Annotated in this window: 10 protein-coding genes; 8 read left to right on the top strand and 2 right to left on the bottom strand. The window is 69.3% G+C overall.

What is annotated here, in order from left to right; all coding sequences use genetic code 11:
* Window positions 1-90 precede the first annotated feature (90 nt).
* The gene (locus KBX26_RS31845; RefSeq protein WP_030338309.1) at window positions 91-1437 is read right to left on the bottom strand and encodes an aspartate aminotransferase family protein; all 1347 of its coding nucleotides are present in this window, start codon (window positions 1435-1437) and stop codon (window positions 91-93) included.
* 528 nt (window positions 1438-1965) lie between these two features.
* Entirely contained in the window at window positions 1966-2478 is a 513-nt protein-coding gene (locus KBX26_RS31840) for an Lrp/AsnC family transcriptional regulator (protein ID WP_030338307.1), read from the bottom strand.
* A 214-nt stretch (window positions 2479-2692) separates the two neighbouring features.
* Here KBX26_RS31840 and KBX26_RS31835 point away from each other — a divergent pair, with 214 nt between their 5' ends.
* From KBX26_RS31835 to KBX26_RS31800, 8 genes are all read left to right on the top strand, one after another.
* A complete protein-coding gene (locus KBX26_RS31835) occupies window positions 2693-3877 on the top strand; it encodes a spermidine/putrescine ABC transporter substrate-binding protein (RefSeq protein ID WP_210867104.1) in 1185 nt (394 codons plus the stop codon).
* A 5-nt stretch (window positions 3878-3882) separates the two neighbouring features.
* Window positions 3883-5034 carry an ABC transporter ATP-binding protein gene (locus KBX26_RS31830; RefSeq protein WP_210867103.1) on the top strand — a complete coding sequence of 384 codons (1152 nt, stop codon included), beginning with the start codon at window positions 3883-3885 and terminating at the stop codon, window positions 5032-5034.
* On the top strand, window positions 5031-5933 hold the full coding sequence (locus KBX26_RS31825) for an ABC transporter permease (protein ID WP_030338300.1): 903 nt from the start codon (window positions 5031-5033) through the stop codon (window positions 5931-5933). The genes KBX26_RS31830 and KBX26_RS31825 overlap by 4 nt, the downstream gene beginning before the upstream one ends.
* Window positions 5933-6769, top strand: a complete 837-nt coding sequence (locus KBX26_RS31820) for an ABC transporter permease (protein ID WP_036412865.1) — start codon at window positions 5933-5935, stop codon at window positions 6767-6769. Before KBX26_RS31825 ends, KBX26_RS31820 begins: the two co-directional genes overlap by 1 nt.
* Window positions 6770-6806: 37 nt before the next feature.
* Window positions 6807-8258, top strand: a complete 1452-nt coding sequence (locus KBX26_RS31815; protein ID WP_210867102.1) for an FAD-binding oxidoreductase — start codon at window positions 6807-6809, stop codon at window positions 8256-8258.
* Window positions 8258-9439 carry a saccharopine dehydrogenase family protein gene (locus tag KBX26_RS31810; protein ID WP_210867101.1) on the top strand — a complete coding sequence of 394 codons (1182 nt, stop codon included), beginning with the start codon at window positions 8258-8260 and terminating at the stop codon, window positions 9437-9439. Before KBX26_RS31815 ends, KBX26_RS31810 begins: the two co-directional genes overlap by 1 nt.
* 114 nt (window positions 9440-9553) lie before the next feature.
* A complete protein-coding gene (locus tag KBX26_RS31805) occupies window positions 9554-10285 on the top strand; it encodes a LamG-like jellyroll fold domain-containing protein (RefSeq protein ID WP_210859662.1) in 732 nt (243 codons plus the stop codon).
* 466 nt (window positions 10286-10751) lie between these two features.
* On the top strand, window positions 10752-11330 hold a 579-nt coding region (locus KBX26_RS31800; RefSeq protein WP_210867105.1), incomplete at its 3' end, for a G5 domain-containing protein.

Genomic DNA, 11330 nt, shown 5'->3' with positions numbered 1-11330 from the left:
GATCAAGAGGTTTCGGTCATGGTCTGGCGCGTTCTTGACGCAAACCTCTTGATCAACACGGTCTGGGGTGGGTGGGGTGGGTGGGTGGGGTTAGAGCTTGGTCCAGGCTTGGGTTAGGACTGTGCGGAGGATCTGTTCGATCTCGTCGAAGTGCTGCTGCTCGGCGATCAGAGGCGGGGCCAACTGGATGACGGGGTCGCCCCGGTCGTCGGCCCGGCAGTAGAGGCCCGCCTGGAACAGGGCGGTGGAGAGGAAGCCGCGCAGCAGGCGCTCCGACTCGGCCTCGTTGAAGGTCTCCCGGGTGGTCTTGTCCTTGACCAGTTCGATGCCGTAGAAGTAGCCGTCGCCGCGGACGTCGCCGACGATCGGCAGGTCGTACAGCTTCTCCAGGGTGGCCCGGAAGGCGGCCTCGTTGGCGCGTACGTGCCCGACCAGGTCTTCGCGGGCGAAGACCTCCAGGTTGGCCAGGGCCACCGCGCAGGAGACCGGGTGTCCACCGAAGGTCACCCCGTGGGCGAACATGCCGGTCTCGGTGAGGAACGGCTCCATCAGCCGGTCGCTGGCGATCATCGCGCCGAGCGGGGCGTAGCCGGAGGTGATGCCCTTGGCGGTGGTGATGATGTCCGGCTGGTAGCCGTAGCGCACCGCGCCGAAGTATTCACCCAACCGGCCCCACGAGCAGATCACCTCGTCCGAGACGAGCAGCACGTCGTACGCGTCGCAGATCTCCCGTACCCGGTCGAAGTAACCGGGAGGGGGTGGGAAGCACCCGCCGGAGTTCTGCACGGGCTCGAGGAAGACCGCGGCGACAGTGTCCGGCCCCTCCCGCTCGATGGCCCGACCGATCTCGTCGGCGGCCCAACGGCCGAACGCCTCGGGGTCGTCGCCGTGCTCGGGCGCGCGGTAGTAGTTCGTGTTCGGCACCTTGATCGCGCCCGGCACCAGTGGCTCGAAGTCGCTCTTGATGCCGGGCAGGCCGGTGATCGACAGGGCGCCCATGGAGGTGCCGTGGTAGGCGATGTAGCGGCTGATCACCTTGTACTTGTTGGGCTTGCCGGTGCGCTTGAAGTAGGCGCGGGCCAGCTTCCACGCCGCCTCGACGGCCTCGGAGCCCCCGGTGGTGAAGAAGATCCGGTTGAGGTCGCCGGGGGTGAGCGCGGCGATCCGCTCGGCCAGCTCGACGGCCTTCGGGTGGGCGTACGACCAGAGCGGGAAGTAGGCCAGCTCGCCGGCCTGCTTGGCGGCAGCCTCCGCCAGCTCGGTGCGGCCGTGGCCGGCGTTGACCACGAAGAGCCCGGCGAGCCCGTCGAGGTAGCGGCGGCCCTGCGCGTCCCACACGTACGCACCCTCGCCGCGCACGATGGTCGGCACCTCACCGGCGGAGTAGCTCGCCATCCGGGTGAAGTGCATCCAGAGGTGGTCGGTGGCGTTGGCCATGTCAGCCCCATCGGTCATCGGGCCGGTCAACGGGGTGAGGCCGGCCGCTCTGCCAACGGTTATCGCACAGTCTCACGCTACGAAGCAAGTGTTATCGGCGGTATCACCGTCCGTTGGCGACGGATTCAGCGTGCTGACGTCATGGATGCAACGGAATTCGTACTGCTGCTGGCCGGTTCGTCGGCGGTCGGCGGGAGTCTGGGCGGGGGCCGGAGGTGTGCTGGTGGCTGCCTTTGGAGCTGAATCGTTTGCGACATCAGGACGAGGCGGTCGGGTGCGCTCGGCTGTCCAGGTCGCCCGCCGGCCGCCGAATCGGTTGCGGCATCACGGCTGTCGATCGGGTGCCGCTCGGCTGTCCAGGTCGCCCGCCGGCCGCCGAATCGTTTGCGGCATCAGCTCCAAAGGGCCTGGCCGGTGGTAGCTCCCCCCGCGGCCGCCGGCTCGATCCACTCGGGTTGCCGGGAATCGGGGCATCAGGGCGGCCCGGACGCCCCGACTTCCGGAAAGCCGAGTTGATCAAAGGGAAGCTCAGGCCGTGCCCCAGGTGTAGGTCTGCTTGCGCAGCTTGAGATAGACGAACGCCTCGGTGGAGAGCACCCCGGGCACGGCGCGCAGCCGTTGCAGGATCTCCAGCAGGTGGTCGTCGTTGCGGCAGACCACCTCGGTGAGCAGGTCGAACGACCCCGCGGTGATCACCACGTAGTCGACCTCCTCCAGCTCGGCCAGCCGGTCCGCGACCGCCTCCAGGTCACCGTCGGTACGCAGGCCGATCATCGCCTGCCGGGGGAAGCCGAGCTGGAGCGGATCGGTCACCGCCACGATCTGCATCACGCCGGAGTCGAGCAGCCGCTGCACCCGCTGGCGGACCGCCGCCTCGGACAGCCCCACCGCCTTGCCGATCGTCGCGTAGGGGCGGCGGCCGTCCTCCTGGAGCTGCTCGATGATCTGCTTGGCCACGTCATCCAGCAGAGCGTGATTGGCACCGTCACGGACAGCGACGCGTCGACCGCCGTTGCTGTTCTCGTGCTGCCGGTTTGTCATTGCCCGCTCCCCATATCCCGAATCGTGATGTCGCGCGTGTATCCCCGCGTAGTCTGGCGTATTTCGTCGTACATCGCTATTCCCACAACGGAATCCCTTGTAAGGGAGGTCACCTCATGTCAGGATCAGTCGTCCATGGCACTTCATCCTCCCGACATTCCCGCCGGCGCGCCTCCCCGTCCCGCCCGCCGACGATGACCCCCTAGGAGTCGTCATGCGTACTCCCCTCCGGCCCCTCTCCCGGCGTGGACTGCTCACCGGCACTCTCGGTTCGGCCGCCCTGCTCACCATGGGCGGCAGCCTCGCGGGCTGCGGCACCAAGGGTGCGCAGCAGACCGAAGCCGGCTGCGTCAGCGAGGACCTCTCCGGCACCGAGAAGAAGCTCGCCTTCGCCAACTGGCCGCAGTACATGGACGTGGACGAGAAGGACGAGTCCAAGCGGCCGAGCCTCGACGAGTTCATCACGAAGACCGGCATCCAGGTGACCTACACCGAGGACATCAACGACAACAACGAGTTCTTCGGCAAGGTCCAGAACCAGCTCGCCGCCTGCCAGAGCACCGACCGGGACATCATCGTGCTGACCGACTGGATGGCGGCCCGGATGATCCGGCTCGGCTGGATCCAGAAGCTGGACCCGGCGAACATCCCGAACGTGCAGGCCAACCTGCTTCCGTCGCTGCTCAACCGCCCCTTCGACACCGAGAACCGGATCTCCATCCCGTGGCAGTCCGGCCTCGCCGGTCTGGCGTACAACGGCAACGTCACGAAGGAACTGCGCACAGTGGACGAGTTGCTCACCCGCCCCGACCTCAAGGGCAAGGTGACAGCGCTCAGCGAGATGCGCGACACGATGGGTCTGCTGCTCGGGTCGAACGGGCACGACCCGGCGAACTTCACCGCCGCCCAGTTCGACGACGCCCTCAACAAGCTCAAGAAGGCCGTCGACTCCGGCCAGATCCGCAAGTTCACCGGCAACGACTACGCGCCCGACCTGGCCAAGGGTGACATCGCCGCATGCATCGGCTGGTCCGGGGACGTGATCCAACTCTCCGGTGAGGACGAGAAGGTGCGGTTCGTCGCGCCGGACTCCGGCGCGATGCTCTACAGCGACAACATGATGGTCCCCAACAAGGCCACCCACAAGAGCAACGCCGAAGCGCTGATCAACTACTACTACGAGCCGGCGGTCGCGGCGAAGCTCGCCGCCTACGTCAACTACATCTGCCCGGTCAAGGGCGCGCAGGCCGAGATGGAGAAGATCGACCCCGAGTTGGCAGCGAACCCGCTGATCTTCCCCGACGAGGCGCTGCTGTCGAAGTCCAAGGTGTTCATGGCCCTGGACGAGAAGCAGGAACGGGAGTACGAGGGTAAGTTCCAGCAGGTCATCGGGGCGTGACGGGGATGGCGCGCGAGACACCCGCCGGCGACCTGCGCCTGGCCAACCTCACCAAACGCTTCGGCGTCTTCACCGCTGTCGACGACCTCAGCCTGACCATCGAACAGGGCTCGTTCTTCGCGCTGCTCGGCGCGTCCGGCTGCGGCAAGACCACCACGTTGCGGATGATCGCCGGCCTGGAGGAACCGACAACCGGCCAGGTGCTCCTCGGTGACCGGGACATTGCCCGGCTGCGGCCGTACAAGCGGCCGGTCAACACCGTCTTCCAGAGCTACGCGCTCTTCCCCCACCTCAGCATCTTCGAGAACGTCGCCTTCGGGCTGCGCCGACGCGGCATCCGCTCGGTCGACGACGAGGTCACCCGGATGCTGTCCCTGGTGCAGCTCGACGGTTACGGCAACCGCCGCCCCGCCCAGCTCTCCGGTGGTCAGCAGCAGCGGGTCGCGCTGGCCCGCGCCCTGATCAACCGGCCGCAGGTGCTGCTGCTCGACGAACCGTTGGGCGCACTCGACCTGAAACTGCGCCGACAGATGCAGATCGAGCTGAAGCGCATCCAGATCGAGGTCGGCATCACCTTCGTGCACGTCACCCACGACCAGGAGGAGGCCATGACCATGGCCGACACCGTCGCGGTGATGAACGCCGGCCGGATCGAGCAGTTGGGTGCCCCGGCCGACATCTACGAGTTCCCCGCCACCGCGTTCGTGGCGAACTTCCTCGGCCAGTCCAATCTGCTCGCCGGGGAGGCCACCGGCGCCGGCGGCGGCGACGTCGCGGTGACGGCGCACGGCACGCGGTTCTCGGTGCCCGCCGGCCGGTCGCGGGCCGACCACGGTCCGGTTCACCTGGGGGTACGCCCCGAGAAGCTGATTCTGGTCGGCTCCGCCGACCAGGTGCCCCAAGGACATCAGCACGTCACCGGGGTGGTCACCGACGCCTCCTACGTGGGAGTCAGCACGCAGTACCTGCTGCGCACCGGCTGGGGCACCGAGGTGTCGGTCTTCGCCGCGAACAGCGGCGTGTCGGAGCGGATGCCGGTCGGCAGCGAAGCCGTGGCGTACTGGGATCCCCGGCACGCGTTTCTGCTGCCCCGCGACGCCGCCGACACCGACCGGACGTCGCCGGTGCTCGACGAGCCGGTCGGCGCGCCGTCATGACCCTCCTGGCCCGCACCGGATCGGGGGAGCCACCGCCCTCGGCACCTCGACCCGGGCGGCACCGGCTCCTGCCGTACCTGTTGCTGCTGCCCGGCGCGGCCTGGCTGCTCATCTTCTTCGGCGTGCCGCTGGCGCAGTTGGCGGCGGCCAGCCTGTACGACCCCAGCGGCTCGCTCTCCACCGGGTACGCGATGACCTGGGCGTTCGGCAACTACCCGGATGTGGTGCAGGCGTACTGGCCGCAGTTCCTGCGTTCGTTCGGCTACGCCGGGCTGGCCCTGGTGCTGGCGCTGCTGCTCGGCTACCCGCTGGCGTACGCGATCGCGCAGAAGGCCGGCCGGTGGAAGAACCTGCTGCTGGTGTGCGTGGTCGCGCCGATGTTCACCAGCTTCCTGGTCCGCACGCTGGCCTGGAAGACGATCCTGTCGGACAACGGCGCGCTGGTCGGCCTGCTGCGGGACGTGCACCTGCTCGCACCGGACGGCAGGCTGCTGGCCACCCCGTTCGCTGTGGTGCTCGGCCTGACGTACAACTTCCTGCCGTTCCTGGTGCTGCCGCTGTACGCGAGCCTGGAGCGGCTGGACCCCCGGCTGCTCGAGGCGGCCACCGACCTGTACGCGAGCCCGGCGCAGGCGTTCCGGCGGGTGACGCTGCCGCTGTCCATGCCCGGTCTGGTCGCCGGCACGCTGCTGTTCTTCATCCCCGCCAGCGGCGACTACATCAACGCCGAACTGCTCGGCACCCCGAACGAATACATGATCGGCAACGTCATCGACTCGGCGTTCCTGGTCCGACTGGACTACCCGCAGGGCGCCGCACTGTCGTTCCTGCTGATGGCGGCGATCCTCGCGGTGGTCTTCGGCTATCTGCGCAGGGCCGGCACGGAGGAGGTCCTCTAATGCGACTCTCGCGCTGGTTGGCGGACCGCTGGGTGATGATCGTGGCGTTGCTGGTGCTCGGTTACCTGGCGCTGCCGATCCTGGTGGTGGCCGCACTGTCGTTCAACAGGCCGTCGAGCCGACTGTCGTACGACTTCAACGAGTTCACACTGGACAACTGGCGGCAGCCGTGTGCCACCTCGGACATGTGTGACGCCGTGGTCCGCAGCGTGCAGATCGGCTTCCTCGCCACAGTGGTCGCCACCGTGCTCGGCACCCTGATGGCGTTCGCGCTGGTCCGGCACCGCTTCCGGGGTCGGTCCGGGATCAACGTGCTGATCTTCCTGCCGATGGCCACCCCGGAGTTGGTGATGGGCACGTCGTTGCTGGCCCTGTTCGTGTCGGCGGGCGTGCCGCAGGGCTTCTGGACCATCCTGATCGCGCACGTGATGTTCTGCGTGTCGTTCGTGGTGGTCACCGTGAAGGCGCGGCTCGCCGGGATGGACCGGCGGCTGGAGGAGGCCGCCATGGACCTCTACGCCAACGAGTGGCAGACCTTCCGGCGGATCACCCTGCCGCTGGTGCTGCCCGGCATCGTGGCCGCCGCGTTGCTGGCCTTCTCGCTGAGCTTCGACGACTTCATCATCACGAACTTCAACGCCGGCACCACCGTCACGTTCCCGATGTACGTCTGGGGCGCTGCCCAGCGCGGCATCCCACCGCAGGTCAACGTGATCGGCACCGCGATGTTCGCGGTCGCGCTGCTGCTGGTGGGGCTCAGCTCGCTGCGCGGTCGACGGGCCCGCCGCGCCAACCTGCTGGCCGGGCCGCCGGGTCACCTGCGTCGGTCGTCATGACCCTCCCGGATGCGGGTCTTCCGACCGGTGCTCCGTCATGACGATTCCGCACACCGGCCGGGCGTTGGCCGACGCGGCACCCGTGCCGTACTGGCTCGACCGTCCGGACCGCCCCGACCCGCTGCCGGCACTGGTCGGCCCGCACTCCGCGGACCTGCTGGTGATCGGCGGCGGGTACAGCGGGCTGTGGGCCGCGTTGTTGGCGAAGCAGGCCGACCCGGACCGGGACGTGCTGCTCGTCGACGCCGGGACCTGCGGTTGGGCCGCGTCCGGGCGCAACGGCGGGTTCTGCGCCGCCTCGCTGACCCACGGCCTCGCCAACGGCGTCGACCGGTTCCCCGACGAGGTCGGCGAGTTGGAACGTCTCGGCCGGGACAACCTGGACGCCATTGCCGCCACAGTCGCGACGTTCGACATCGACTGCGACTTCGAGCGCACCGGTGAGCTGGCCGTCGCCGTCGAGCCGTACCAACTCGACGGGCTGGCCGCCGACGCGGACCTGGCCCGTCGGTACGGCCACCGGGTGCGGCTGCTCGACCGGGACGAGGTGCGCGCCGAGGTGCACTCACCGACGTACCTGGGCGGGATGTTCGACGCCGACCGGGTGGCCATGGTGGACCCGGCGAAGCTGGCCTGGGGGCTTCGCCGCGCCTGCCTCGACCTCGGCGTACGCGTGCACGAACACACAAGGGTCACCGGGCTGCGCGCCGACGGTGCCGCGCTGCACGCCAGCACCCTGGGCGCCGAGCCCACCGCCCACCCGGCCGACACCCCGGCCGACGGCCGACCCGGCTCGGTGCGGGCGCGTCGGGTGGTGCTGGCCACCAACGCGTTCCCGCCGCTGCTGCGCCGGCTGCGGGCCTACCTGGTGCCGGTCTACGACCACGTGCTGATGACCGAGCCGCTCACCCCAGCCCAGCGCGACGCCATCGGTTGGCGCAACCGGCAGGGGCTCGCCGACACCGCCAACCAGTTCCACTACTACCGGATCACCGCCGACGGGCGGATCCTCTTCGGCGGCTACGACGCCGTCTACCACTACGGCAACCGGGTCGCACCCGAGCTGGAGCAACGACCGGCCACCTTCACCACCCTCGCCCGCCACTTCTTCACCACGTTCCCGCAGCTCGCGGACGTGCGGTTCAGCCACCGATGGGGCGGCGTCATCGACACCTGCACCCGGTTCTGCCCGTTCTTCGGCACCGCCTACGGCGGTCGGTTGGCGTACGCGGCCGGCTATACCGGCCTCGGCGTCGGGGCCACCCGCTTCGGCGCCCGGGTGCTGCTCGACCTGCTCGACGGCGGGAACACCCCGCTGACAGGGCTCGACCTGGTTCGCCGCAAGCCACTGCCGTTCCCGCCGGAACCCGTCCGCGCGGTCGGCATCAATCTCACCCGCTGGTCACTGGCCCGCGCCGACGCGCGCGAGGGCCGGCGCGACCTCTGGCTCCGTACTCTCGATCGTTTCGGTTTGGGGTTTGATTCCTGATGCGTGTCCTCCTCGTCGGCGCCGGTGGCGTCGGCTCTGCCGCCGTAGCCATCGCCGCCCGACGGACCTTCTTCGAGACCATGGTGGTTGCCGACCACGACCCCGCTCGCGCCCAGCGGGCGGTCGCCGGGCACGGTGACCGCTTCGTCGCCGCCCAGGTGGACGCCGCCTCGGCCAACGCGGTCACCGCGCTGTGCCGGGAGCACCGGATCACGCACGTGCTCAACGCCGTCGACCCGCGCTTCGTCATGCCGATCTTCAACGGCGCGTTCGCGGCCGGCGCGGACTACCTGGACATGGCGATGTCGCTGTCGCACGCCGAGACCGGCGTGAAGCTCGGCGACGAACAGTTCGCACTGGCCGACACCTGGTCGACTGCCGGTCGGCTCGCGCTCTGCGGCATCGGGGTCGAGCCCGGCCTGTCGGACGTGTTCGCCCGGTACGCCGCCGACGAGCTGTTCAGTGAGATCGACGAGATCGGTGTGCGGGACGGGGCGAACCTCACCGTCGACGAGTATGACTTCGCGCCCTCGTTCTCCATCTGGACCACCATCGAGGAGTGCCTCAACCCGCCAGTCGTCTGGGAGCGGGACCGGGGCTGGTTCACCACCGAACCGTTCTCCGAGCCGGAGGTCTTCCACTTCCCGGAGGGCATCGGGCCGGTCGAGTGCGTCAACGTCGAACACGAGGAGGTGCTGCTCATCCCGCGCTGGGTCAACGCCCGGCGGGTCACCTTCAAGTACGGCCTCGGCGACGAGTTCATCGAGGTGCTCAAGACACTGCACAAGCTCGGCCTGGACGCGGTCTCCCCGGTGCGGGTCCGCGGGGTCGAGGTCTCCCCGCGTGACGTGGTGGCCGCGAGTCTGCCCGACCCGGCCACGCTCGGCGCCCGGATGCGCGGCAAGACCTGCGCCGGCACCTGGGTACGCGGCCTCGGCCCGGACGGGCGACCCCGCGAGGTCTACCTGTACCACGTGGTCGACAACGAGTGGTCGATGCGGGAGTACGGGCACCAGGCGGTGGTCTGGCAGACCGCCGTCAACCCGGTCATCGCCTTGGAGTTGCTCGCCACCGGCGCGTGGGCCGGTGTCGGGGTGCTCGGGCCGGAGGCGCTGCCCCCGATGCCCTTCCTCGACCTGCTGAACGGATACGGCTCCCCCTGGGGCCTGCAGGAACGGTGACCGGCCACCCCGGACGGCATTGACAGCGGCCGTACTCATAGTGATCATATTGATGCGCTGCGGCCACACGGGGGCCTGCAGACCAATCTCTGGAGGGCCACCATGGGTCGTGCCATGTCCGCACTCGCTCTGGGCGTCACCGCTCTCGCCGCCGCAGTCCTGGTTGACACCGCACCCGCGTACGCCGCCACCGAGGAATTGCGCCTCGACTTCGACGCCACTCCCACCGGGCAGATCGAGCCCGGTCCGTGGACGACCGGGTGCTTTGCCGACGTCGCCACCCCCGGCGACTCCGGCTGCATCGCGGTCGGTGCCCCGGGCGCCATCTCGCGTACGACCCGCCCCAGTGGTGGGGGCGCCAGCCCGGCGATCGCCTTCCCGGCCTCCGGTAGCGCCGTCGTCCAGGTCCCGGATGCCGCCAACCTCAACCCGGGCAGCCAGGACTTCACCATCAGCACCCTGGTGAAGGTTTCAGCCGGTCAGGTGACCAGCGGCGCCAACCTCATGCAGAAAGGCGTCTTCGCCGACCCGGCGCAGTGGAAGCTCCAGCTCGACGACGGCAAGCCGGGCTGCCGGATCGCCGGCACCGGCCCCAACGGGGCGGCGTCGCTGCTCATCACCGCCGACGCCTCCATCGCCGACCAGGGCTGGAAGTTCGTCCAGTGCAAGCGGCGCGGTGACGTCCTCAGCCTGATCGTCGGCAGCGAGACGGTGGCGTCCTCGACCGGTGCCACGATGACCATCACCAACACGGCGAAGGTCAACATCGGCGCCAAGGGACCGGGTCTGTCCAACAACGACCAGTTCCGCGGCGCAATGGACAACGCCCTCGTCAGCATCGGCTGATCCCGCCCGTCCCGTACTCTCGCGTCGTCCACTCGTTGTCGACGCGGGAGTACGGGCACCAGGCGGTGGTCTGGCATACCTCCCTCAACCCGGTCATCGCGTTGGAGCTGCTCGCCACCGGCGCGTGGGCCGGTGTCGGGGTGCTCGGCCGAGGGCGCTGCCCCCGACGCCTCGCTGGGGGTTGCAGGAGCGATGAACGCGTCCGAGTGACGGCATCGCGACAGTTTCGTCGCCGCGACGGGCGTCCGATCGCTCATCGAACCGGTGCATGGTGATTTGCGGTTTTTGGTGGTGCTGACACCCGCACGATCGGCCCTGCCCCGCCGGCCTGGTGGGTTGCCGCGCCTATCGACTCGTCCCCCACAGGCGCGCCCCCCGACCCGTCCCGGGAAGCGAAAGGCGCAGGTGACGAACGCGACGGTGGATATTGCACACGGTATTTGCGACGACACTCATCGCCGTGACGATGCAACCACCACAGAACCCGGGTCCGTCGTACCCGCCGCCGCCCGGCCAGCAGCCCCGGCCCAACTGGTTCCGTCGGACCACTCCCGCCGGTCGGGCCGCCGTGATCCTCGGCTCGGTGACCCTGTCGATCCTGCTGCTCTGCTGCACCGGCACCGCCATCGTCAGCGCGCTGACCGGCGAGCCGAAGCCGACCCAGACCGGCACCGCTGCCGAGCAGCCGCAGCAGCCCATCCTGGCCACACCCGGCGAGCCGACCGAGGAGGCGTCGTCGGCGGCTGCCGCACCCTCCACTGTGCCTTCGTCGGCACCCCCGTCGGTGGCACCCAGCGCGTCCAGCGCGGCGGCCGCGCCCGTGGTGCAGGTGACGACGGTGACGGAGCGGGCCACCATCCGGTACGGCGAGCGGACCGTCAAGGACTCGTCGCTGGCCCAGGGCAAGCGGGTCGTCCGCACCAAGGGCGTGAACGGGGTACGGACCCTGACCTACGAGGTGACCACCACCGACGGGGTGACGACGGGCAGGAAGCTCGTCAAGTCCGCCGTGACGAAGCAGCCGGTGACCCAGGTCGTCGCCGTC

Origin of the sequence: Micromonospora sp. C97 (assembly GCF_018070385.1) — a bacterium.
In the GTDB taxonomy this organism is placed as follows: Bacteria; Actinomycetota; Actinomycetes; order Mycobacteriales; family Micromonosporaceae; genus Micromonospora; species Micromonospora parva.
Note: the sequence above shows the minus strand (reverse complement) of the source record. Positions and strands in the feature narration are given on the sequence as shown.